Raw genomic sequence first — 24063 nt, forward strand, 5'->3', positions numbered from 1 at the left:
CTCAGTTCCCCTGCTTGTCGTCAATGATGCGGTATTCGGCGCTGCGCGCGTGGGCACTCAGCGATTCGCCACGGGCCAGCACGGATGCGGTTTTACCCAGCTCCGACGCGCCGGCCTCGGAGCAGAAGATGATCGACGAACGTTTCTGGAAGTCATACACGCCCAGCGGCGAGGAGAACCGCGCAGTGCCGGAGGTCGGCAATACATGATTGGGGCCCGCGCAGTAGTCGCCCAGGGCTTCGCTGGTGTGACGGCCCATGAAAATCGCACCCGCGTGGCGGATCTGCGGGAGCCAGGCTTGCGGGTCAGCGACCGACAACTCCAGGTGCTCCGGCGCGATACGGTTGGCGACTTCGATCGCCTGCGCCATGTCACGCACATGAATCAGCGCACCGCGACCATTGATCGAGGTTTCGATGATGGTCGCGCGATCCATGGTCGGCAGCAGTTTGTCGATGCTCGCGGCAACCTTGTCGAGGAACTCGGCGTCGGGGCTGACCAGAATCGCCTGGGCGTCTTCATCGTGTTCGGCTTGGGAAAACAGGTCCATGGCGATCCAGTCCGGATCGGTCTGACCGTCGCACACTACGAGAATTTCCGAAGGGCCGGCGATCATGTCGATACCGACCTGACCAAAAACGTGGCGCTTGGCTGTCGCTACATAGATGTTGCCCGGGCCGACCACTTTGTCGACCTGCGGCACGCTTTCGGTGCCATAGGCCAGCGCGGCAACGGCTTGTGCGCCGCCGATGGTGAACACCCGGTCGACGCCCGCGATGCACGCCGCTGCCAGCACCAGCTCGTTGATTTCACCACGCGGGGTCGGCACGACCATGACCACTTCGGTCACACCGGCGACCTTGGCCGGAATCGCGTTCATCAACACCGACGACGGGTACGACGCCTTGCCTCCCGGCACGTAGAGGCCTGCGCGATCGAGCGGCGTGACCTTCTGGCCCAGCACCGTGCCGTCGGCTTCGGTGTAGCTCCAGGAATCCTGCTTCTGTTTTTCGTGGTAGCTGCGCACCCGGGCTGCGGCTTTTTCCAGGGCTTCGCGTTGCGCCACGGTGATACGGGTCAGGGCCAGTTCCAGGCGCTCGCGCGGCAGGATCAGGTCAGCCATCGAGGCCACTTCCAGACCGTCGAACTTCTGGGTGAACTCGACCAGCGCCGCGTCACCGCGCTCGCGCACAGCCTTGATGATGTCCAGCACGCGCTGATTGACCGAGTCGTCAGACACACTTTCCCAGCTCAGCAGATGATCCAGATGATGCGCGAAATCCGGATCAGCAGCGTTGAGTCGGCGAATTGCAGTCGGTGCGGTCATAGCGAGAGCCTCATAGGAATGGCAAAAACTCAGGCGCCCTAACTTAGCAGTCGTTTCCGCTTGGGCACCTGAGATTCTGGCTATGAGGCGGATAGACGGGCGCGGCTCAAGGTCGCGCTGGTAGATCAGCCGCGGTGTCGCGATTCCACTGCGTTGCGCAGGGTGTCGATCAACGCCTGGATGCGGGCGTGTTGCATTTTCATCGAAGCTTTGTTGACCACCAGACGCGAGCTGATCGTGGCGATCAGTTCCTGAGGTTCCAGGCCGTTGGCGCGCAGGGTGTTACCGGTGTCGACCACGTCGATGATCTTGTCGGCCAGACCGATCAGCGGTGCCAGTTCCATCGAGCCGTAAAGCTTGATGATGTCGACCTGACGGCCCTGCTCGGCGTAGTAACGCTTGGCGACGTTGACGAACTTGGTCGCCACGCGCAGACGGCCCTTGGGCTCGACCGCGCCGATCTTGCCGGCGGTCATCAGTTTGCACTGGGCAATCTGCAGATCCAGTGGCTCGTACAGGCCCTGGCCGGTGTATTCCATCAGCACGTCTTTACCGGCCACGCCGAGGTCGGCCGCGCCATGTTCGACATAGGTCGGCACGTCGGTGGCGCGCACGATGAGCAGGCGTACGTCTGCCTGCGTCGTGGGGATGATCAGCTTGCGGCTCTTGTCCGGATTCTCGGTCGGCACGATGCCCGCTTCAGCGAGAAGCGGCAGGGTGTCGTCAAGGATGCGGCCCTTGGACAGTGCGATGGTCAACATGGGAAACGTCAGTCCTTATCAAGGTACTCATGTCCGGTCGCAATCGGCGCCGGACACACATCGAGCCGATACCGGCTCGATTCAAAACGAATTCAACGGGCACATCCTTGTGCCCATGCAGCAGCTATTAGCCCGGAACGCGACGGATCTTGGCGCCCAGCATCTGCAGTTTTTCTTCGATGCACTCGTAACCACGGTCGATGTGGTAGATGCGGTCGATCAGGGTATCGCCTTCGGCAACGAGCGCCGAAATCACCAGGCTTGCCGAAGCACGCAGGTCGGTTGCCATCACTGGCGCGCCTTTGAGGACTTCAGTACCGGTGACGATGGCGGTGTTGCCCTCGACCTGGATCTTGGCGCCCATGCGGTGCAGTTCGTAGACGTGCATGAAGCGGTTTTCGAAGATCGTCTCGATCACTGCGCCAGTGCCTTCGGCAATGGCGTTGAGCGAGATGAACTGTGCCTGCATGTCAGTCGGGAACGCCGGGTACGGCGCAGTGCGCACGTTGACCGCTTTCGGGCGCTTGCCATGCATGTTCAGCTCGATCCAGTCTTCACCGCTGGTGACCTCTGCGCCGGCTTCACGGAGTTTTTCCAAAACCGCCTCGAGGATGGTCGGATCGGTATCCTTGACCTTCACACGACCGCCGGTCACTGCAGCGGCCACCAGATAGGTGCCGGTTTCGATACGGTCAGGCATGACTTTGTAGAAACACGAACCCAGACGCTCGACGCCATCAATGGTGATGGTATCGGTGCCAGCACCGGAAACCTTGGCGCCCATGGCGTTGAGGAAGTTCGCCAGGTCCACCACTTCAGGCTCACGCGCGGCGTTCTGCAGCACGCTGCGGCCCTTGGCCAGAGCAGCAGCCATCATGATGTTTTCGGTACCGGTCACACTCACGGTATCGAAGAAAAAGCTCGCGCCGCGCAAGCCGCCTTCAGGCGCCTTGGCCTTGATGTAGCCACCTTCGACGTCGATTACCGCGCCCATGGCTTCCAGGCCACGGATGTGCAGGTCGACCGGACGCGAGCCGATGGCGCAACCGCCAGGCAGGGCGACTTCGGCTTCACCGAAACGGGCAACCATCGGGCCCAGCACCAGGATCGACGCACGCATGGTTTTCACCAGTTCGTACGGAGCGATCAGGGTCTTGATGGTGCGCGGGTCGATTTCGACGCTGAGTTTCTCGTCGATCACCGGCTCAATGCCCATGCGACCGAACAGCTCGATCATCGTGGTGATGTCGTGCAGGTGAGGCAGGTTGCCAACGGTCACCGGGCCATCGCACAGCAGGGTGGCTGCCAGGATCGGCAGGGCGGAGTTCTTTGCCCCGGAGATGCGGATTTCGCCATCAAGACGAACGCCGCCAGTAATAATCAGTTTATCCATAAGAATCTCGACGCCCTTAGGCTCAGGTGCGCTCGGCCCAGGCCGCGCTGCTGAAAAATTTCATAGTGACCGCATGGATGCTGCCATCGGTGATCCATGGGTTCAAATGGGCATAGATCTGCTGCTGACGCTTCACCGGGCTCAACGCCGCCAGTTCATCGCTAATCACGTTCAGCTGGAAATTGCAGCCTTCGCCCTCAACTTCTACCAACGTTCCGGGCAGCTTTCCTTCAAGGAAGCTCTTCACTTCTACGGCCTGCATGCTCAACCTCAATCGGCGCCCTGTGCGCACGGGTCGGACATCATACAAAAAAGCCCCGCGCCTGCGAACCCCGCATGGCAGGACTCTGACGGGGGGCTTCTTTATCGATGCGAATTCAGTGTAGCGCCAGCACTTCGGTCAGCTCGCTGACCTGAGCGATTTCGCGCATGTCATCGGGCAGTGCCCGGATGCTGACAGCCTTGCCGGCGGCTTGAGCATCGCGCATGAAGCACAGCAGCAACGACAAACCGACGCTGCTGGACTTCTTTACGCCCGAGCAGTCGATGACCAGCGACGAAGCCTTGCTGGACTTGATCAGCGCCTGCCCTTCCTTGCGCAGGTCAGGCCCGGTGCGGTAGTCCAGCACTCCGCTGAGCAAAAGCTCATCGACATCACTCATACGCACTGCCGCCTCTTTCATTGCGCTGGCTTCACGGCAGCTTTGTCGGTTTCTTCTTTGGCTTTGGCGACTTCACCGGCCCAACCGTTGATGGTCGCGTCCAGGTTGTTGCCATTGCGCTGCATCGCATCAGAGAACTGATCACGGAACAGCTTGCCAATGTTGATACCGTTGATGATCACGTTGCGCAGTTTCCACTCGCCGTTGATCTTCTCGAGCGTGTACTGCACTGGATAGATCGCGCCGTTGTTGCCTTTTACGGTCATGCCGACGCTGGTGCGATCGCCGGACTCGTCCTTGGCCGGATCAACAGTGATGCCCTGGTTGTTGTATTCAAGCAAGGCGTTGCCATAAAACTGGAACAGGCCTTTCTTGAAGTTTTCCTGGAACGTCTGCATCTGTGCCGGCGTCGCCTTGCGCGAATACTTGACCGTCATGATGCTTTTGGAAATGCCTTCGGCATCCACCACAGGGCCGACAATGGTGTTCAGCGCGGTATAGAAATCCTGCGGATCCTGTTTGTACTTTTCTTTATTGGCCGCCAGATCAGCCAACATCCGGTTCGTGGTGTCCTGAACCAGATCATGCGCCGACTGCGCCGCCACAGCAGTGCCCATCAATGGCAATGTCGCAAGCAGTACCAACAGTCCACGTCGCAAGGTAGAGATCATTCAAAAGCTCCTCATTTGGCGTCTTTGCTAACGGTATTGAGCAGGAATTTACCGATCAGGTCTTCCAGTACCAGTGACGACTGCGTGTCGTGAATGGTTCCACCATCCTTCAGACGGGTGTCTTCCCCGCCCACGCTGATACCGATGTACTTCTCGCCCAGCAGCCCAGCGGTCAGGATAGACGCGGTGGAGTCGGTCGGCAGATTGTCGACGTTTTTATCCACTTGCAGAGTCACCCGACCCGTGAAGCTGTCGTGATCCAGATCGATTGCCGTGACCTTGCCGATCGTGACGCCGGCCATGGTCACTTTGGCTCTGACCGTCAAACCGGCGATATTGTCAAAGTAGGCATAAAGTTTATAGGTGTCGGTGGTCGAAGTCGGAGACAGGCCACTGACCCGCAAAGCAAGCAGCAGCAAAGCCAGGATCCCTGCCAACAGGAACAGGCCGACACCGATTTCCAGGGTGCGGTTTTGCATCAGAAATCTCCAAACATCAAAGCGGTCAGAATAAAGTCCAGGCCGAGCACTGCCAGCGAGGCAAACACTACGGTCTTGGTGGTGGCACGACTGATCCCCTCGGAAGTGGGCTCACAGTCATAGCCTTGGAATACGGCGATCCAGGTCACTACGAAGGCGAAAACGATACTTTTGATGACACCGTTGAGCACATCACTGGTGAAGTTCACGCTGTTCTGCATGTTCGCCCAATAGGAGCCTTCATACACGCCCAGCCAGTCGACAGCCACCCACGAGCCGCCCCAGATGCCCACCACGCTGAAAATCATCGCCAGCACCGGCAGGGAGATGAAACCGGCCCACAAACGCGGCGCGATAATGTACTTGAGCGGGTCGACACCGATCATTTCCAGGCTGGAAAGCTGTTCGGTGGATTTCATGTTGCCGATTTCTGCGGTCAATGCCGAACCGGCACGCCCGGCAAACAACAGCGCCGTCACCACCGGGCCCAGTTCACGCAGCAGGGTCAGAGCAACCATCTGCCCTACCGCCTGCTCCGAACCGTAGCTCGACAGAATGCTGAAACCCTGCAGCGCCAGCACCATGCCGATGAAGATACCGGAGACCACGATGATCACCAGCGACATGACGCCCACCGAATGCAACTGTTTGACCAGCAGGCCAAAACCGCCGCTGATGCCGCCACGACCGATCAAGGCGTGAAACAGGAACAGCGTTGCACGACCAAACACCGCAATGGCGTCGATCGCCGCTTCGCCGAACCGGCGTACGCGTTCTATTAATGAAATTCTGCGCATCAGCGCTTCCCCAGAAGATCTGCGCGGTAATCCGTCGCTGGAAAGTGGTACGGCACCGGGCCGTCAGGATCGCCCGTCATGAACTGACGAATACGCGGCTCGTGCGAGTTCATCAATTCGTCCGGCGTGCCCTGCCCCAGCACCTGACCGTCGCCGACTATATAGAGGTAGTCGGCAATGCTCGCGGTTTCGGCCAGATCGTGGGACACCACGATGCTGGTGATTCCCAGCGCATCATTGAGCAGACGGATCAAGCGTACCAACACACCCATGGCGATCGGGTCCTGGCCCACGAACGGCTCGTCGTACATGAGGATCTGTGGATCGAGCGCAATTGCGCGAGCCAGAGCCACGCGACGCTTCATGCCGCCAGACAGCTCATCGGGCATCAACTCGATGGCGCCACGCAAGCCAACGGCCTGCAGCTTGAGCAGGACGATGTCGCGGATCATTTCTTCCGGCAATTGGGTATGAACGCGCAGGGGAAAAGCGACGTTCTCGAAAACATCGAGATCGGTGAACAGCGCACCGCTCTGAAACAGCACGCCCATGTGCTTGCGTGCATCGAACAGATCGCTGCGCGAAAGCTGCGGCAGGTTCTGACCGTTCACCCAGACTTCGCCACTGGAAGGACGCAACTGTGCGCCCATCAACCGCAGCAGGGTGGTCTTGCCACACCCGGAAGGCCCCATGATGCCGGTGACCTTGCCGCGCGGGATGCGGATATCGACGTTATTGAATATGCTGCGCGCACCGCGCTTGAAGGAGACTCCCTTCAGCTCGACCGCGTAGGCGTTATCGGCACTCATCTAAACTCCTTGCGATGCAGCCTCTCACTCGGACGCCTGGCTCTACTTAAAAAGCACTTACATCCCGGGCAGGCCGAACTGGCGGCGAACTATATCACTGCAAAGGCCAAGCGCCCAAGGCTTGTACCGGGCTGTATTCAACGGTAAGGGGGAGACTGGAGGCCGTTTTGCCGGGTTTTGGTCGCGGGGAATGCTAAAGCACGACGAACTTGCGTGAGGCTTTGCAACATAACCGCTATAATCGCCGCCTTTTCATCGGGCTATACGATTTCTGACATGAGCCAATCCAGCGACCTGATTCAATCGGCACAACGCACCATCCGCCTCGAAATGGAAGCCGTAGAAGGCTTGTTGCCCCATATCGACGCCGATTTCGTACGCGCCTGCGAGATGATTCTGGCCAGCAAGGGCCGTGTGGTGGTGGTCGGCATGGGCAAGTCCGGACACGTCGGCAACAAGATTGCTGCGACCCTGGCCAGCACCGGCACCCCGGCTTTTTTCGTACATCCGGCCGAAGCCAGCCACGGCGACATGGGCATGATCACTCGCGATGACGTGATCCTGGCCCTCTCGAACTCCGGCTCGACCAACGAAATTGTCACCCTGCTGCCTTTGATCAAGCGTCTGGGCATCCAGTTGATCAGCGTGACCGGCAACCCGGCCTCGCCACTGGCGAAGGCTGCCGAGGTCAACCTCAACGTTCACGTCGAGCACGAAGCCTGCCCGCTGAACCTGGCGCCGACGTCCTCGACCACCGCTGCACTGGTCATGGGTGACGCCCTGGCCGTTGCATTGCTGGAAGCGCGCGGCTTTACCGCTGAAGATTTTGCTTTCTCTCACCCGGGCGGTGCGCTGGGTCGTCGTCTGTTGCTGAAAGTGGAAAACGTCATGCACAGCGGGCAAGAGCTGCCACAAGTGCAACGCGGCACTCTGCTCAAGGACGCTCTGATGGAAATGACCCGCAAGGGTCTGGGCATGACCGTGATTCTTGAAGCCGACGGCAAGCTCGCCGGGATTTTCACCGATGGCGATTTGCGCCGCACGCTGGATCGCAGCATCGACATCCGCAGCGCGACCATCGACCAGGTGATGACAGCCCACGGCAAGACCGCCCGACCCGAGATGCTCGCCGCCGAAGCCCTGAAAATCATGGAAGACCACCGAATCAACGCGCTGGTAGTTGTCGATGAGGAAGATCGCCCGGTCGGCGCCTTCAACCTCTCCGACCTGCTGCGCGCAGGAGTGATGTAATGAGCACCGATCTGCTGCAACGCGCAAAAGCGATCAAACTGGCGGTTTTCGACGTCGACGGCGTCCTTACCGACGGACGCCTGTACTTCCTTGAAGACGGCAGCGAGTTCAAGACGTTCAACACCCTCGACGGTCAAGGCATCAAAATGCTGATGAACGCTGGCGTGCAGACCGCCATCATCAGCGGCCGTAAAACGTCCGTGGTCGAGCGCCGAGCGAAAAACCTCGGCATCGCGCACCTGTTTCAGGGCCGCGAAGACAAATTGGTGGTTCTGGACGGTCTACTTGAGCAACTGGGCCTAAGCTATGAACAGGTCGCCTACCTCGGTGACGACCTGCCCGACCTGCCGGTGATCCGCCGCGCAGGCTTGGGCATGGCCGTGGCCAACGCCGCTGATTTCGTCCGCGAACACGCCCATGGTGTGACCCGGGCCCGCGGCGGCGAAGGTGCCGCCCGTGAATTCTGCGAACTGATCCTGCGCGCCCAGGGCCGCCTCGATGCGGCCAACGCCGCGTACCTGTGAGCCAAAAAATGTTCAGCAAAAAATTTCGTAACTTCCTGCTCTTCGCCTGTATAGCCGCGATATTCGCGGCGGTCGGTTATTGGAACATCAGCCCGGAACGCTTTCTCGACAAACCGCCAACCTCGTCGGTAGACACCCCTATCGACTGGTATGCGACCAACACGCATACCTTGCAATACCTTCCGGACGGCAAAGTGCAGTATGAAATGACGTCCGACAAGGCCGAACACGTCAAGGCGACCGACATCACGCTGGTGACCAAGCCCGACCTGAACATGTACCGCGGGACAGCGTTCCCATGGCACGTGACCAGTGAGCGCGGCGAAGTGAACTCGGGCGGCACCGAAGTCGAGTTGATCGACTCGGTACGCGTCAAGCGCACCGATGAAAAGAACCGCGACACCCTGATCACGTCGACTCGCATGACGGTGTTCCCGCAGCAGCAATATGCGCAGACCGCGCAACCCGTTAGAATCGACGGCGCTGGGGGTGTATCGACTGGCGTGGGAATGAAAGCGTATCTGAAGGAAAGCAGGATACACCTGCTATCGAACGTAAGAGGACAGTATGAGGCTCGTTAAAACCCTCCCTATTTTGCTCAGTCTGGGCGCAGCACTGGGAAGCGTGAGCGCCTGGGCTCTGCCGAACGATCAAGAGCAGCCGATCCGCATTCAGGCCGACGATGCCCAACTGGACGACAAGAATGGCGTTGCCACCTATAAAGGCGACGTGATCATCACTCAGGGCTCGATGAAGGTTACCGGCAACACCGTGACCATCACTCGCACTCAGGCCGGTGACATCGACGTGGTGACCTCGGTGGGCAACCTTGCCTACTTCGAGCAACTGCAAACCGCCGGCGACAAGAAACCCGTTCAAGGCTGGGGCGTAACGATCCAGTACCACGCAGCGCAGAACCGCGTCGTGCTGATCGACAAGGCCAAGGTTGTCGACAAGGACGACAACATCACCCAAGGCGAGAAAATCGTCTACGACACGGTGAAGAAACTGGCCAGTGCCGGCCGTGCCACCGGCAGCAAGGTCACCGAGTCGCGTCCGCGCATCGACATGGTGATCCAGCCGAAGAAGAAAACCGACGAGAAAACCCAGTAATGGCCACTCTGAAAGCTCAGCATCTGGCCAAGGCCTATAAAAGCCGCCAGGTCGTGCGTGACGTCAGCCTGTCGATCGACAGCGGCCAGATTGTTGGCCTGCTCGGCCCGAACGGTGCCGGCAAGACCACATGCTTCTACATGATTGTCGGCCTGGTACAGGCCGATCAGGGCCGCGTGCTGATCGACGATCTGGACGTCAGCCACCAGCCAATGCACGGTCGCGCAAAGGCAGGTATTGGCTATCTACCGCAAGAAGCCTCGATCTTCCGCAAGCTGTCGGTGGCCGACAACATCATGGCCATCCTCGAGACTCGCCAGGAGCTCGACAAGGCCGGCCGTCGCAAGGAGCTGGAAAGCCTGCTGCAGGAATTTCACATCAGCCACATCCGCGACAACCTGGGCATGAGCCTGTCCGGTGGTGAACGCCGCCGAGTTGAAATCGCGCGTGCTCTGGCAACCGCACCGAAATTCATCCTGCTCGACGAACCGTTCGCCGGTGTCGACCCGATCTCGGTCGGCGACATCAAGCAGATCATCCACCACCTCAAGGCCAAGGGCATCGGCGTACTGATCACCGACCACAACGTGCGTGAGACGCTGGATATCTGCGAAACCGCTTACATCGTCAACGACGGCCAGTTGATTGCCGAAGGCGACGCAGAAACCATCCTGGCCAACGATCTGGTCAAGGAAGTGTATCTGGGTCACGAGTTCCGCCTGTAAACGCGACAGCGCCCGGAGAGACGCGCGGGCGCTGTATCGATTCAAGCAGGATTTAATACGCTTTAATTGTTACAACGCTCTAGGCAAACACTTCAGTTTCAGGCATATAATTTGCTTAAGTTTGGCGCTTCGGCGCTCTGTAGTGGATGGCGCATGTGCGCCGGCGAATAAGGTGTTAAGCCCCTGCCATGAAACCATCGCTAGTCTTGAGAATGGGCCAGCAGCTGACGATGACACCGCAGCTGCAACAGGCCATCCGTCTGCTCCAATTGTCGACCCTGGATCTGCAACAGGAAATCCAGGAGGCCCTGGAATCCAATCCGATGCTCGAACGCCAGGAAGAAGGCGACGACTTCGATAACTCGGACCCTCTGGCCGACAACGCCGAGCAAAAGCCCAACACCGAAATTCAGGAACCGTCCTATCAGGAAACCGCTCCGACGGTGGACAATCTGGAAGATGGCGAATGGAGCGAGCGTATCCCCAACGAGCTTCCGGTCGACACGGCCTGGGAGGACGTCTACCAGACCAGTGCCAGCAGCCTGCCCAGCAGCGATGACGACGAATGGGACTTCACCACTCGCACCTCCGCCGGTGAAAGCCTGCAAAGCCACCTGCTGTGGCAGCTCAATCTCGCGCCGATGTCAGACACCGACCGACTGATCGCCGTCACCCTGGTCGACTGCATAAACAACCAGGGTTACCTGGACGAAACCCTCGAAGAAATCCTCGAAGCGTTCGACCCGGAACTGGACATCGAACTGGACGAAATCGAAGCCGTTCTGCACCGCATCCAGCAGTTTGAACCCGCTGGCATCGGCGCCCGCAACCTCGGCGAATGCCTGTTGCTGCAACTGCGCCAGTTGTCGGCGAAGACACCATGGCTGACTGAAGCGAAACGTCTGGTCACCGACTACATCGACTTGCTCGGCAGCCGCGATTACAACCAGTTGATGCGGCGCATGAAGCTCAAGGAAGATGAACTGCGTCAAGTCATCGAACTGGTGCAGAGCCTCAACCCGCGTCCGGGCTCTCAGATCGAATCCACTGAAGCCGAATACGTCGTCCCTGACGTCATTGTGCGCAAGGACAATGAACGCTGGCTGGTCGAACTGAATCAGGAATCAGTGCCCCGCCTGCGGGTCAACGCCCAGTATGCCGGCTTCGTAAGACGCGCCGATACCAGCGCCGACAACACTTTCATGCGCAACCAGTTGCAGGAAGCCCGCTGGTTCATCAAGAGCCTGCAAAGCCGCAACGAAACCCTGATGAAAGTGGCCACCCAGATCGTCGAGCATCAACGCGGCTTTCTGGAATACGGGGACGAAGCCATGAAGCCACTGGTGCTGCATGACATCGCCGAAGCGGTTGGCATGCACGAATCGACGATTTCCCGAGTGACCACGCAGAAGTTCATGCATACCCCGCGCGGTATCTATGAACTGAAATACTTTTTCTCAAGCCACGTCAGCACCTCCGAAGGCGGTGAATGCTCGTCCACGGCGATCCGCGCGATCATCAAAAAACTGGTTGCTGCGGAAAATCAGAAAAAGCCGTTGAGTGACAGCAAGATCGCTGGTTTACTGGAGGCACAAGGCATTCAGGTGGCTCGCCGCACCGTCGCCAAGTACCGCGAGTCCCTCGGGATCGCGCCTTCGAGCGAACGCAAGCGGTTGATGTAAGCCACGTTACAGCGTTCCAGTGGCAGGCTATCCAGCCTGCCGCTTTATGCACTGGCAACGAAGGAGAAGCTGTATGCAAGTCAACATCAGTGGACACCAACTGGAAGTGACCGAACCTCTGCGCACCTACATCAACGAGAAACTCGAACGATTGGAGCGCCATTTCGACAAGATCACCAACGTACAAGTCACGATGTGTGTCGAAAAGCTCAAGCAGAAAATCGAAGCCACCTTGCATATTCCCGGCAGTGAAGTGGTCGCCAACGCGGAACATACCGATATGTACGCCGCGATCGACGCCCTGACCGACAAGCTGGATAAACAACTCAAAAAGCATAAGGAAAAGACCCAGAGCCTGCTCCAGGGCGCTACCGGTCGATAACCCCCCACTCCATGATCCGACTTGAAAATATCCTGACCCCCGGCCGTTCTCTTGTGAACGTGCCGGGCGGCAGTAAAAAGAAAGCCCTCGAACAAATTGCCAACCTGATCGCCCGCGAAGTGCCGGCGCTGGAGATGCAAGATGTCTTCGAGGCCCTGATTGCCCGTGAAAAACTCGGTTCCACCGGTTTTGGCAACGGCATCGCCATTCCTCACTGTCGCCTCAAGGGTTGCATTGAGCCTGTCAGCGCTCTGCTTCACCTCGACGCCCCTATCGATTTCGATGCGATCGACGGCGCCCCCGTTGATCTGTTGTTTGTACTGCTGGTCCCAGAAGCCGCTACCGATGCGCACCTGGAGTTACTGCGTCAAATCGCCAGCATGCTCGACCGCAAGGAAGTACGCGAAAGACTGCGCAGCGCTGCCGGCAGTGAAGCCTTGTACCAAGTGGTACTGGAAGAGCAGAACAGGCATTAATCATGCGCTTGATCATCGTCAGTGGCCGCTCCGGCTCGGGCAAAAGCACCGCACTGAATGTCCTTGAGGACAGCGGTTACTACTGCATCGACAACCTGCCGGCAGGCTTGTTGCCAGAACTGGCTGAACGCGCACTGATACACACCGAATTGGCACAACCGCTGGTGGCCGTGTCGATCGATGCGCGCAACCTGCCGAGCCATCTCTCGCGTTTCCCCGAGTTGCTGGAAGAAGTCCGCAGCCGCCACATCCAGTGCGATGTGCTTTATCTGGACGCCGACGAAGAAACCCTGCTCAAGCGTTTTTCGGAAACCCGTCGGCGTCATCCACTGAGCACTGCCAACCGCTCACTGGCCGAAGCGATCAGCGATGAAACCGCCCTGCTCGGCCCAATCGCCGATCTGGCCGACCTGAAGATCAACACCACCCACCTGAACCTGTACCAGTTGCGCGACACCATCAAGTTGCGCCTGCTCAATCAGCCTGAACCCGGAACAGCATTTCTCGTTGAGTCATTCGGCTTCAAACGCGGCATGCCGGTCGATGCAGACGTGGTGTTCGACGTGCGCTGCCTGCCCAACCCGTACTGGAAGCCAGAGCTGCGCGCGCAATCGGGTCTCGATGCGCCGGTGGCCGAATACCTGGCGGCGCAGCCGGAAGTCGAGGAAATGTTCCAGGACATTTACGCCTACCTGCACAAATGGCTGCCGCGTTTCGCCGCGAGCAATCGCGCCTACGTCACCATTGCCATCGGCTGCACCGGCGGGCATCACCGCTCCGTCTACCTGACCGAACGCCTGGGTCAGGCCCTGCACAAAACCCTGAAGAACGTCCAGGTTCGCCACCGCGACCTCACTTAAAGGATTCACACCGCGATGCCTGCTCTGGAAATCGAAATCATCAACAAACTGGGCTTGCACGCCCGGGCGTCGGCCAAGTTCGTCGGGGTTGCAGGTCAGTATCCGGATTGCACGATCAGAGTAGGCCGCACACCAGAAACGGTAGTGGATGGCAAAAGCATCATGGCGATGATGATGCTGGCTGCCGGCAAGGGCACAAAAATCTATTTGAGTACTGAAGGACATCAGGAACAAGAAGCGCTGGATGCGTTGGTGGCGTTGATCAACAACTTCTTCGACGAAGGTGGCTGATCGTCGAACAATCAAAAAATCGCAGCCTCGGCAGTGCCAGGGGCCGGCATAAAAAAGGCGCGCCACCCAATCGGATGGCGCGCCTTTTTTGTGTCGCGGGCGGGGCTTAGCTGCCCGCCACCGTCATCCGTTCGATCAACACGGAACCAGTGCGAATATTGCTGCGCAGCTCCAGATCGTTACCGACCGCGACGATCTGCTTGAACATATCGCGCATGTTGCCGGCGATAGTCACTTCCTGCACCGCGAACTGGATTACGCCGTTCTCGACCCAGAATCCCGCCGCCCCGCGCGAATAGTCACCCGTGACCATATTCAAACCATGGCCCATCAACTCGGTGACCAACAGCCCACGCCCCATGCGCCGCAGCAGTGCGGCCTGATCCTCATCGCCATGAGTGACAAACAGGTTGTGTACGCCGCCAGCGTTGGCCGTACTCGGCATACCGAGCTTGCGACCGGAATAGGTCCCAAGGATGTACGACACCAACTCACCTTTTTCGACAAACGGTTTGGCATAAGTCGCCAGGCCGTCACCGTCATACCAGGCGCTGCCCATGGCACGCATCAGATGCGGACGTTCGTCGATGGTCAGCCATTCCGGGAACAGTTTCTGCCCCAGCGTGCCTTCCAGGAACGACGATTTGCGATACAGACTGCCGCCGGATACCGCCGACAAGAAACTGCCAAACAAACCGCCTGCCAGTTCTGCAGAAAACAGCACCGGCACCTCGCAAGTCGGCACCGGACGCGCCCCCAGACGGCTCGCCGCCCGTTGTGCAGCGCGTTGGCCGATGCTTACCGGATCCGCCAGCAAAGTGCCCTGACGGTTCACGTCGTACCAGTAATCGCGCTGCATCTGGCCGTCGGCCTCGGCGATCATCACGCAACTCAGGCTGTGTCGCGTCGACGCGTAGCCACCAATGAAACCATGGCTGTTGCCGTAAACGCGGCAGCCTTGATGGGTGCTGAGGGTGGTGCCATCGGCATTCTTGATCCGCGCATCAGCATCAAATGCCGCCGCCTCACAGATCAAAGCCTTCTCGATGGCCTGCTCCGGCGTGATATCCCATTCGTGGAACAGATCGAAATCCTGCTGATCCCTGGCCATCAGCGCAGCATCAGCGAGGCCCGAAGCTTCGTCCTCGGAGGTGTGCCTGGCAATGGCGAGTGCGGCGGCAACGGTTTCGCGAATCGCCTCAGGCCCCGTGGCAGACGTGCTGGCAGAGCCCTTGCGCTGACCGACGTACAGCGTGATGCCAAAGCCCTGATCGCGGTTGAACTCGACAGTTTCGACTTCGCGCTGGCGGACCGATGTCGAAAGGCCCTGCTCCAGCGACACCGCCACTTCACAGGCACTGGCGCCCTGACGCTTGGCTTCGGCGATGATCTGCTCGACTTGTTCCTGCAGTGCCGGCAATGCCTGCGGGCCGACGCTTTGAACTGCACTCATGCTCATCTCCACTCAAATTCTGCTTTCGGCGGGGGCCATCGAGCGACCGGGCCGGACAAGCGGCCCCCGACTGGTTATCATGGCGGCGTTTCTTTGCGGACTGCCACCATGGTTGATTCTTACGACGACTCCCTCGATACGGGAGAAAAAAGCAAATCTCAGGTCAAACGCGAGCTGCATGCTCTGGTTGACCTCGGCGAGCGCCTTACAACACTCAAGCCTGACTTGATCGCAAAACTGCCGCTGACCGACGCCATGCGCCGGGCCTTGGCCGATGCGCCCAAGCACACCGCGAATATCGCGCGTAAGCGGCATTTGCAGTTCATCGGCAAACTGATGCGCGATCAGGACACTGACGCGATTCTGACTCTGCTCGATCAACTCGATGCCTCGACTCGTCAGTACAACGAGCGTTTCCACAATCTCGAACGCTGGCGTGATCGCCTGATCGCGGGCGACGATGCCGTGCTGGAGAAATTCGTCGTCGACTACCCGGACGCCGATCGCCAGCAACTGCGTTCCCTGATCCGTCAGGCTCAGCACGAGGTTGCGCAAAACAAACCTCCTGCTTCCAGCCGTAAAATCTTCAAATACATCCGTGAGCTGGACGAGACTCAACGCGGTCTGCGTTGATATTCGTCACTGGGTGGTCGCCCTGCGCGCCACCCAAAGCTCCATCTTTTCTTATGCGCCCGTGCCACCCACGGTGATCGCATCGATTTTCAGCGTTGGCTGGCCAACCCCCACCGGCACCGACTGTCCATCCTTGCCACACGTCCCCACACCGCTGTCCAGCGCCAGGTCGTTACCGACCATCGACACCCGGCTCATCGCCTCAGGGCCGTTGCCGATCAACGTCGCGCCTTTGACCGGCGCAGTGATCTTGCCGTCTTCGATCAGATAGGCCTCGCTGGTGGAGAACACGAACTTGCCACTGGTGATGTCGACCTGACCGCCACCGAGGTTGGCGCAATAGATGCCTTTCTTCACCGAAGCAATGATTTCTGCCGGGTCGCTTTCGCCGCCCAGCATGTAGGTGTTGGTCATCCGAGGCATCGGCAGATGTGCATAGGACTCACGACGCCCGTTACCGGTGCGGGCCACGCCCATCAGGCGTGCATTGAGCTTGTCCTGCATGTAACCCTTGAGTACGCCGTTTTCGATCAGCGTGGTGCACTCGGTCGGCGTACCTTCATCGTCGACGCTCAGCGAGCCGCGACGGCCGCTCAAGGTACCGTCATCGACAATGGTGCAGAGCTTTGAAGCAACCATTTCACCCATGCGGCCGCTATAAGCGGAACTGCCTTTGCGGTTGAAGTCGCCTTCCAGACCGTGGCCGACCGCTTCGTGCAGCAGCACGCCGGACCAGCCCGAACCCAGCACCACCGGCAAAGTACCAGCCGGCGCCGGAATCGCTTCGAGGTTCACCAGCGCCTGACGCAGCGCTTCACGGGCATAGCCCATGGCGCGGTCTTCGGCGAGGAAATAACGGTAGTCGGTACGCCCGCCGCCGCCATGCCCGCCACGCTCGCGACGGCCGTTTTGCTCAACGATCACACTGACGTTGAAGCGCACCAGCGGTCGCACATCCGCCGCCAGACCGCCATCAGTGGAAGCCACCAGAATCCGCTCCCAGACCCCGGCCATGCTCACGCTGACTTGCTGGATACGCGGATCGAGTGCGCGGGTAGCCACGTCGATGCGCTTGAGCAGCTCGACCTTCTCGGCACGGCTCAGCACTTCCAGCGGATTGTCCGGCGCATACAGTTGCGCAACGTCTTGGCTGGTAAATGCCTGCACCGTGCCGTTCTGCCCGGCGCGGGAGATCGAACGGGCCGCTCGCGCCGCAGCGCCGAGGGCTTCAAGGGTGATCGCGTTGCTGTAGGCGAAACCGGTTTTCTCACCGGACTGCGCCCGCACACCCACACCCTGATCAAGGTTGAAGCTGCCTTCCTTGACGATGCCATCTTCCAGCGCCCAAGACTCGGAGATCTGACCCTGGAAATACAGGTCGGCGGCATCGATGCCCGGGCCGGCCAGATCGCCAAGCACGCCTTGCAGGCTTTCGATCGTCACGCCGCCGGGCGCCAACAGGTGATCACTGACTGAGGACAACAACTCGCTCATAGGTTTACGCCTTAAATTCGTGTTCTGAGGCAGGCCGCTGTGCGCCCTGCGAGAAAAACCGCCGATGACTCGTCACCGGCATCCGCGCCCTGATGGACGCTTGTTCATCGCTATCGCGTTCGGCCAACAACACCGCTTCGCCTTGATCCTGATGCGCCAGCACGCGGCCCCACGGGTCGATGATCGCCGCGTGACCGAAGGTTTCCCGCGGCCCCGGATGTATCCCGCCCTGCGCTGCCGCCAGCACATAACATTGAGTCTCGATGGCCCGCGCGCGAATCAGCACATCCCAATGCGCCGCACCGGTCACCGCGGTGAAGGCTGACGGTGCGGTAATCAACTCGGCACCGGCAGCGCGCAATTCGCTGTACAACTCCGGGAAGCGCAGGTCGTAACACACTGTCAGACCGACTCGGCCGACCGGCGTGTCCGCCACCACCACGCTACTGCCATAAGCATAGTCATCGGATTCGCGGTAACGGCCGCGATTGTCCGCTACATCGACATCGAACAGATGCAACTTGTCATACCGTGCAACGATTTCGCCCTGATCATTGACCAGCAGCGAGCAGGCATGTGACTTGGCCTCCGGCTGATCGAAGGGCGGCAACGGCAACGTACCGGCCACTATCCATAACCTGAGGTCACGGGCGGTCTGTTTCAACCACGGCAGGATAGGCCCTTCGCCCAATGCTTCGGCTCGACCGATGTCGGCGATGTCGCGACGGCCCATGGCGGCGAAGTTTTCCGGCAACACGGCCAGCCTCGCGCCACCGGCCGCCGCCTGTTCGAGCAGGCGTCGGGCCTGGGCCAGATTGGCCTGCACGTCACTCTGGCTGACCATTTGAATGACCGCTAAAGACATGGCGAACTCCGCAAGAGGTAAGCGGCCATGCTACTCCATCGGTTCAGGGACTGGCTGTTCAAAAAGGCTTGTCGAACGTGATTTTCGGGTCTTTCCATGGACCTTTGACGGTGTATTTCACGCTGGCGAAGCGCGCCACACGATCACCGATCAGCTTGTCGATCAGGAACAGCGCACCACCGATCGCCGGTGCGCCAACGATGAGTGCGGCAATCGGCAGGTTGTTGGTCACCGGCAAGGTCACCAACAACCTGGCATCAACCTGATCGGCGACCAGATCCAGCGTACCGTCCAGTTCGAAGGTACTCGAAGGCCCGGTCAAACGAATTGGTTCGCGGGTCACATACACACCGTTGTTCGCCACCAGTAATCCTTTGACGCGGTCGTAGCTCAAGCCTTTGCCGAACAAGTCGGAGAAATCCAGACGCAAACGACGGCCGATAGCGTTGAAGTTGAGCAAACCAAACACCCGCAATGCCTGTGTTCCGCCCTCCACTTCGACAAACTGGCCCTTGTTCAGCGACGCATCCAGAGTGCCGGAAAAACGCTTGGTCGCCAGCCACGCGGGCGAGCCCGGCCAGCGGCCATCGACATCCATATGGAATTCTTCACTGGTCACACTCGGCGCAAAGCCCCAACCCTTGAGAACATCGGCAAGGTTCTTGCCGCTAATCCGGCCTTTGAACCAGCTATTGGTCGCACCCGGCGCGCCCTCCCAACCGCCATTGCCCTGCAACAGGATGCCTTTGAGGCCCATGTCGAGGTTATTCAGCGCGATGCCTTTGCCGGTCGGTCGCACCTTGAGCGACCAGCCACCGACCAGGTCCTGGCCCAGGAACAGTTGATTGATGGTGATATCCAGCGCGGGGATTTTCGCAGGATCAACCGAGGCCAGCGGATCAGGAGAGTTCTCGTCGGCCTGCGCCTTCGGATCCGGTGCCGGCAAACGCACATACTGAAGGTTGACCCCAATCGGCGTGTTTTTCGCGTCGGCAAGGCTGGCAGAGCCTTTGACCTGCTGACTGTCGAGCGCCAGGTTCCACGCCGCGGATTTACGATCGACCTGCACCGAGGCCTGATCCAGCGTGGTACCGAACGCCGTCAACTTGCCGACCTTGAAGTCAGCGCTACTGAGCAGTTGCTTGGCACTGCCACCCGGGTCCTGCCCGGCGTACTTGTTGAGCAGATCCTGCCACGGCGCGATATCAAGTTCCGACAGCACACCACGAATTCGCAAGCCCTTGGCGCTCGGCAGCACGGCTTGGCCTGCACCGAGGAACAGTTCACCGCGCCCCTCGGCGAATTGGGTCGGCGGCGCGGCAAAGGTGAAATTGGCCAGTTGACCGTAATTGACCCAGTAACGCCGCTCCTGCCCCTGCAGGGTCATGCGCAACTCCGTGTCACGACCGACATCCGCCGCCATGCCGAACGGTGCCGGCAGATCGACCGCGACGCCTTTCATTCCGGAGCTGACCATCAACTGGCTGTTGGCGCCGTCCAGGTTCAGTTGCAACTGATAGGGAATCGTCCCGGACACTGGCAACGGCTGTGTCACACCCAGCCAGTCGGTGAGTTTCTTGACCTCGACCTGCCCCGATGCCGCGACCCGGGTTTTGAGTTTGCCAGGACTACCGTCGGCAAAAATTTGCGCGGTGACCGGTTTATCGAACGCTCGCGCCGCAATGTTCTGACCACTGAGGCCTTTGGCGCTGTCGAAACGGAAATCACCCTTGAGTTGAGTCAGTTCCAGCTTCGGCTCGGCCAGTTTCAGCCGCGCATTGGCAGTCGTGAAGTCGACCAGGATTTTCGGCTGATCGCCGCCCTTGTCCAGCGGGATGTCCAGTTTGAGTTTGCCCTGCAGGTCGCCCGCACCTTCCCAGCCGGCGAACGTTTCACCCGTGCCAATCGGTGCGTCTTGAAGAATCTTCAGTCCATCCCCCAAACCGCCGGCAAATGCCCCATCAAGGAACATATGCGTATGTTGTCCGGCAGGCACATGGGGAATATTGACGAAAACGTCGCTGATCCGGGTGTCGAGCAATTGGCCCTCGCTGGCCAGAATTCGCACACCACTGTCCTCAATGAACACATCGCCACTGACCTTGCTCACATGCGGCCAGCCGGGCTGGAAGGCCAGTTCGGCGTCATGCACCTTGAAGAACAGACTGATGCTGCGGTCGGCGTCCCCGGCGTTCTTGCTCAGAGACCCTTGATACTGGAAGAAGCCCTGATCCACCGCGCCTTTGAGGATTGCCGTGCGCAACCATTCGTCGAGTGCCGGACTGAGGACTTGCGGCAAGTACTTGGCGGTGTAGCGACCGTCGCCATCGACCAGACCGACCCGCAGGTCCATGTAGTCTTCCTGGCTGTGATCAAAATGCAGGCGGATCAGGAAGTCGCCGGCAATCTTGCCTTCTTCGCCCAGTACCTTCAGGTACGGCGCGATCAAAGTGAAACCGTCCTTGTCGAGCTTCCAGGTCAGTCGGGCGTTGGCCTGAATGTACTGCCAGGGTTTGGCGAAAATCGGATCCAGGTGCAGGACGAAATCCTTGCTGTCCATGCGCAACTCGCCACCGTCGAGGTTGCCCGTCAGGCTACCGCTGACATTTCGTGCCGCCGGCGCGCCGTGATAGGCATCGAAACCGACGCTGTCGAGGTTGGCAGCGAAGCCGAACTTTGTACCGTCAGTGGCATTCGGACGGAAATCCAGCAGCACGTTGCGCAGCACGCCGGTCACTTTCAGGCGCTCGACCACCGTGGCAACCCCCTGCGGTAGCGGGCCCAATGCGTTGAGGAGCGGCGTGATCGGTGTCAGATCGAGACGATCGGCCTGCAAATGCCAGCGTTCGTCGACCTTGTCGGTAGCGCGTGTCTGCTGGAGTTGCACGCGAGATTCCCAGCGGGTTTCACCGAAGTTCATCGCCAGCGAATCGAGAGTGACGGTGGCGCCATCGGCGCTGTTTTCGTAGTAGGCATTGAGCGCCAGATCGTTGATCTGGATCGGCTTGCGCTCGGCGTAAGCGCCATTGAGTTGCGGGGCATTCAAACGCAGCGCCGCACTTTGCAAAGTGCCTTCAGCCCAGTTCACCCAAAGCTCGCCGCCGGCCTTGATCTCGGAGAAATTCCATTGCCGGGTCAGGCGCTCGGGCAGCCACTTCGACCAGTCACTTTGCGGCAGACTGACGTAGCCTTCCAGGGCGCTGTCCTGCCATAGGCCCGCGCGAATCCGCGTGCGCAGGCTCAGCGCGACCGGTTGACCATCAGGTAAGGTCAAGCGTGCGTCGAGGCGTTGACGACTGGCACCGGTTTTCAGATTGAGACCAACATAGGTGAGGGTCATCGGCGCGTGATCCAGTGGCTGCAGGGTCACTTGGCTATCGAGGACAGACAACTGCCGAATCATTTGCGAGCGATTGAACAGTTGCTCCGCATCCAGTGGCTGATCCTTTTGCACCGGCAAGCCTTCCAGCGCCCAACTGCCGTCCTGCGTTTCCTTGAGGCTGATTTTCAGACCATTGAGTTCCAGATGGGCAATACGCACTTCACGAGCCAGCAGACTGGCCCAAAGATCCGGCACCACCCGCACCCGATCGAGGCGCAAGGCATTGGCGCCGTCACCGACCATCACATCATGGGCCAGCAGGATCGGCGCAAATCCCTTCCAGTTACCCTCCAGTTCACCGATCTGAAGTGGCATACCGAGGGCGGTGCTGGCTTTGTCTTCGATCTCGGCGCGGTATTCGGCCACCAGCGGCGTCAGTTCGCGGCCAAGGCTGACATACAACGCCATCAACACCAGAACCAACGCGCACAGGCTCAGCCCCCATCGGGTGAGTGCGGCCAGAATACGTGTCAGACGGTCCATGTCAGTTGGCTCCCATGGCAAAAAAACTGCGAAAAGCTGAGGCCAGCCGCTGTTGAAAAAGGGTGATGCAGGAATTCAGAGCAGCACCACGTCGTATTGTTCCTGGGAATACATGGTTTCCACCTGGAAGCGTATGGTGCGGCCGATAAACCCTTCAAGCTCGGCGACGTTACCTGATTCTTCATCAAGCAAACGATCCACCACTTTCTGGTTCGCCAACACGCGATAACCCTCGGCCTGATAGGCCCGGGCTTCACGAAGGATCTCGCGGAAAATCTCGTAACAGATGGTCTCAGGCGTCTTTAACTTGCCGCGCCCCTGACAACTGCTGCACGGTTCGCACAGCACTTGCTCAAGACTTTCGCGGGTGCGCTTGCGAGTCATCTGCACCAGGCCCAACTCGGTGATGCCGATGATGTTGGTCTTGGCGTGATCACGCTCCAGTTGTTTCTCCAGCGTGCGCAATACCTGGCGCTGGTGCTCTTCATCTTCCATGTCGATGAAGTCAATGATGATGATCCCGCCCATATTGCGCAGGCGCATCTGCCGGGCAATCGCGGTGGCCGCTTCGAGATTGGTCTTGAAGATGGTTTCTTCGAGATTGCGATGGCCGACGAACGCGCCCGTGTTGACGTCGATGGTGGTCATGGCCTCGGCCGGATCGACTACCAGATAACCGCCGGACTTGAGCGGAACCTTGCGTTCAAGGGCTTTCTGGATTTCGTCTTCGACACCGTACAGATCGAAAATCGGTCGCTCGCCCGGATAGTGTTCCAGACGATCGGCGATTTCCGGCATGAGTTCGGCGACGAATTGCGTGGTTTTCTGGAAGGTTTCCCGAGAATCGATGCGGATTTTCTCGATCTTCGGGTTAACCAGATCACGCAACGTGCGCAGGGCCAGACCGAGGTCTTCGTAGATCACGCTTGGCGCTGCGATGGTTTTGATCTGCTCGTTGATCTGATCCCACAGGCGTCGCAGGTAGCGAATGTCCATGAGAATCTCATCGGCCCCGGCACCTTCGGCGGCGGTACGCAGAATGAAGCCGCCGGCCTCTTTGATGCCTTCTTTGGCCACGCAGTCGCTGACCACCTGCTTGAGCCGCTCGCGCTCGGCCTCCTCTTCGATTTTCAGGGAAATACCGACGTGAGCGGTGCGCGGCATGTACACCAGATAGCGCGACGGAATCGACAGTTGCGTGGTCAGACGCGCGCCTTTGGAGCCGATCGGGTCCTTGGTGACTTGTACAACCAGACTCTGGCCTTCGTGCACAAGCGCGCTGATGCTCTCCACCGCCGGGCCTTCACGCACGGAGATTTCGGCTGCGTGAATGAACGCTGCACGATCCAGGCCGATGTCAACGAACGCAGCCTGCATACCCGGCAGCACCCGGACAATCTTGCCTTTATAGATATTGCCGACGATCCCGCGTTTTTGCGTGCGCTCGACATGGACTTCTTGCAGCACACCGTTTTCGACCACCGCCACGCGCGACTCCATCGGCGTGATGTTGATCAGAATCTCTTCACTCATGGCAGGATCTCGTTCAG

The 24063-nt window shown here is 59.4% G+C and carries 25 protein-coding genes; 11 read left to right on the top strand and 14 right to left on the bottom strand.

Annotation, left to right across the window (positions count from 1 at the left end; translation table 11 throughout):
* Window position 1: 1 nt before the first annotated feature.
* From hisD to AACY11_RS05155, 9 genes are all read right to left on the bottom strand, one after another.
* Window positions 2-1327: a histidinol dehydrogenase gene (gene hisD / locus AACY11_RS05115; RefSeq protein ID WP_339431760.1), complete on the bottom strand. Its 1326-nt coding sequence runs from the start codon at window positions 1325-1327 to the stop codon at window positions 2-4.
* Window positions 1328-1452: 125 nt separating this feature from the next.
* A complete protein-coding gene (hisG, locus tag AACY11_RS05120; RefSeq protein WP_221730028.1) occupies window positions 1453-2088 on the bottom strand; it encodes an ATP phosphoribosyltransferase in 636 nt (211 codons plus the stop codon).
* Between the two features lie 127 nt (window positions 2089-2215).
* A complete protein-coding gene (gene murA / locus AACY11_RS05125; RefSeq protein ID WP_045122295.1) occupies window positions 2216-3481 on the bottom strand; it encodes a UDP-N-acetylglucosamine 1-carboxyvinyltransferase in 1266 nt (421 codons plus the stop codon).
* Window positions 3482-3503: 22 nt separating this feature from the next.
* Window positions 3504-3743 (bottom strand): BolA family protein, encoded by a 240-nt coding sequence (locus AACY11_RS05130; protein WP_007912386.1) that lies wholly within the window; start codon window positions 3741-3743, stop codon window positions 3504-3506.
* Window positions 3744-3858: 115 nt separating this feature from the next.
* A complete protein-coding gene (locus tag AACY11_RS05135; protein ID WP_339431759.1) occupies window positions 3859-4164 on the bottom strand; it encodes an STAS domain-containing protein in 306 nt (101 codons plus the stop codon).
* Entirely contained in the window at window positions 4161-4814 is a 654-nt protein-coding gene (locus AACY11_RS05140) for an MlaC/ttg2D family ABC transporter substrate-binding protein (protein WP_339466226.1), read from the bottom strand. Before AACY11_RS05140 ends, AACY11_RS05135 begins: the two co-directional genes overlap by 4 nt.
* Window positions 4815-4825: 11 nt before the next feature.
* Window positions 4826-5293, bottom strand: coding sequence for an outer membrane lipid asymmetry maintenance protein MlaD (gene mlaD, locus AACY11_RS05145; protein WP_339431757.1), 468 nt, complete (start codon window positions 5291-5293; stop codon window positions 4826-4828).
* Complete coding sequence (gene mlaE, locus AACY11_RS05150) at window positions 5293-6090, bottom strand: lipid asymmetry maintenance ABC transporter permease subunit MlaE (protein WP_221730031.1); 798 nt, start codon at window positions 6088-6090, stop codon at window positions 5293-5295. Before mlaE ends, mlaD begins: the two co-directional genes overlap by 1 nt.
* The gene (locus tag AACY11_RS05155) at window positions 6090-6899 is read right to left on the bottom strand and encodes an ATP-binding cassette domain-containing protein (RefSeq protein ID WP_339431755.1); all 810 of its coding nucleotides are present in this window, start codon (window positions 6897-6899) and stop codon (window positions 6090-6092) included. Before AACY11_RS05155 ends, mlaE begins: the two co-directional genes overlap by 1 nt.
* Window positions 6900-7175: 276 nt before the next feature.
* On the opposite strand from AACY11_RS05155, the gene AACY11_RS05160 reads away from it, so the two are divergent.
* From AACY11_RS05160 to AACY11_RS05205, 10 genes are all read left to right on the top strand, one after another.
* Complete coding sequence (locus AACY11_RS05160; RefSeq protein ID WP_339431754.1) at window positions 7176-8150, top strand: KpsF/GutQ family sugar-phosphate isomerase; 975 nt, start codon at window positions 7176-7178, stop codon at window positions 8148-8150.
* A complete protein-coding gene (locus AACY11_RS05165; RefSeq protein WP_339494017.1) occupies window positions 8150-8674 on the top strand; it encodes a KdsC family phosphatase in 525 nt (174 codons plus the stop codon). Before AACY11_RS05160 ends, AACY11_RS05165 begins: the two co-directional genes overlap by 1 nt.
* A gap of 8 nt (window positions 8675-8682) precedes the next feature.
* Complete coding sequence (gene lptC / locus AACY11_RS05170; RefSeq protein ID WP_339494018.1) at window positions 8683-9255, top strand: LPS export ABC transporter periplasmic protein LptC; 573 nt, start codon at window positions 8683-8685, stop codon at window positions 9253-9255.
* Entirely contained in the window at window positions 9242-9787 is a 546-nt protein-coding gene (gene lptA / locus AACY11_RS05175; RefSeq protein ID WP_339431751.1) for a lipopolysaccharide transport periplasmic protein LptA, read from the top strand. The genes lptC and lptA overlap by 14 nt, the downstream gene beginning before the upstream one ends.
* Window positions 9787-10512: an LPS export ABC transporter ATP-binding protein gene (gene lptB, locus AACY11_RS05180; protein ID WP_008085069.1), complete on the top strand. Its 726-nt coding sequence runs from the start codon at window positions 9787-9789 to the stop codon at window positions 10510-10512. The genes lptA and lptB overlap by 1 nt, the downstream gene beginning before the upstream one ends.
* Window positions 10513-10700: 188 nt before the next feature.
* Entirely contained in the window at window positions 10701-12194 is a 1494-nt protein-coding gene (locus AACY11_RS05185; protein WP_339431750.1) for an RNA polymerase factor sigma-54, read from the top strand.
* Between the two features lie 73 nt (window positions 12195-12267).
* The gene (hpf, locus tag AACY11_RS05190) at window positions 12268-12576 is read left to right on the top strand and encodes a ribosome hibernation-promoting factor, HPF/YfiA family (RefSeq protein WP_187676780.1); all 309 of its coding nucleotides are present in this window, start codon (window positions 12268-12270) and stop codon (window positions 12574-12576) included.
* A gap of 11 nt (window positions 12577-12587) precedes the next feature.
* Window positions 12588-13052, top strand: a complete 465-nt coding sequence (ptsN, locus tag AACY11_RS05195; protein ID WP_339431749.1) for a PTS IIA-like nitrogen regulatory protein PtsN — start codon at window positions 12588-12590, stop codon at window positions 13050-13052.
* Window positions 13053-13054: 2 nt separating this feature from the next.
* Window positions 13055-13912, top strand: coding sequence for an RNase adapter RapZ (rapZ, locus tag AACY11_RS05200; protein ID WP_221730039.1), 858 nt, complete (start codon window positions 13055-13057; stop codon window positions 13910-13912).
* 15 nt (window positions 13913-13927) lie between these two features.
* Window positions 13928-14203 (top strand): HPr family phosphocarrier protein, encoded by a 276-nt coding sequence (locus AACY11_RS05205; protein WP_339431748.1) that lies wholly within the window; start codon window positions 13928-13930, stop codon window positions 14201-14203.
* Between the two features lie 106 nt (window positions 14204-14309).
* Here the strand turns inward: AACY11_RS05205 and pmbA are convergent, their stop codons facing one another.
* Window positions 14310-15656, bottom strand: coding sequence for a metalloprotease PmbA (gene pmbA, locus AACY11_RS05210; RefSeq protein ID WP_445261973.1), 1347 nt, complete (start codon window positions 15654-15656; stop codon window positions 14310-14312).
* 108 nt (window positions 15657-15764) lie between these two features.
* On the opposite strand from pmbA, the gene yjgA reads away from it, so the two are divergent.
* A complete protein-coding gene (gene yjgA, locus AACY11_RS05215; RefSeq protein WP_221730042.1) occupies window positions 15765-16289 on the top strand; it encodes a ribosome biogenesis factor YjgA in 525 nt (174 codons plus the stop codon).
* Window positions 16290-16340: 51 nt separating this feature from the next.
* On the opposite strand, the gene tldD is transcribed toward yjgA, so the two are convergent.
* The 4 genes from tldD to rng all read right to left on the bottom strand — a co-directional run bounded on the left by tldD (window position 16341) and on the right by rng (window position 24046).
* Window positions 16341-17783: a metalloprotease TldD gene (tldD, locus tag AACY11_RS05220; RefSeq protein WP_016771693.1), complete on the bottom strand. Its 1443-nt coding sequence runs from the start codon at window positions 17781-17783 to the stop codon at window positions 16341-16343.
* A 4-nt stretch (window positions 17784-17787) separates the two neighbouring features.
* Window positions 17788-18648: a carbon-nitrogen hydrolase family protein gene (locus tag AACY11_RS05225; RefSeq protein WP_339466231.1), complete on the bottom strand. Its 861-nt coding sequence runs from the start codon at window positions 18646-18648 to the stop codon at window positions 17788-17790.
* A gap of 58 nt (window positions 18649-18706) precedes the next feature.
* A complete protein-coding gene (locus tag AACY11_RS05230) occupies window positions 18707-22513 on the bottom strand; it encodes a YhdP family protein (protein WP_339494021.1) in 3807 nt (1268 codons plus the stop codon).
* A 75-nt stretch (window positions 22514-22588) separates the two neighbouring features.
* Window positions 22589-24046 carry a ribonuclease G gene (gene rng, locus AACY11_RS05235; protein WP_339431744.1) on the bottom strand — a complete coding sequence of 486 codons (1458 nt, stop codon included), beginning with the start codon at window positions 24044-24046 and terminating at the stop codon, window positions 22589-22591.
* Window positions 24047-24063: the final 17 nt, after the last annotated feature.

It is taken from the genome of Pseudomonas sp. RA_105y_Pfl2_P56, assembly GCF_963970845.1.
In the GTDB taxonomy this organism is placed as follows: domain Bacteria; phylum Pseudomonadota; class Gammaproteobacteria; order Pseudomonadales; family Pseudomonadaceae; genus Aquipseudomonas; species Aquipseudomonas baetica_A.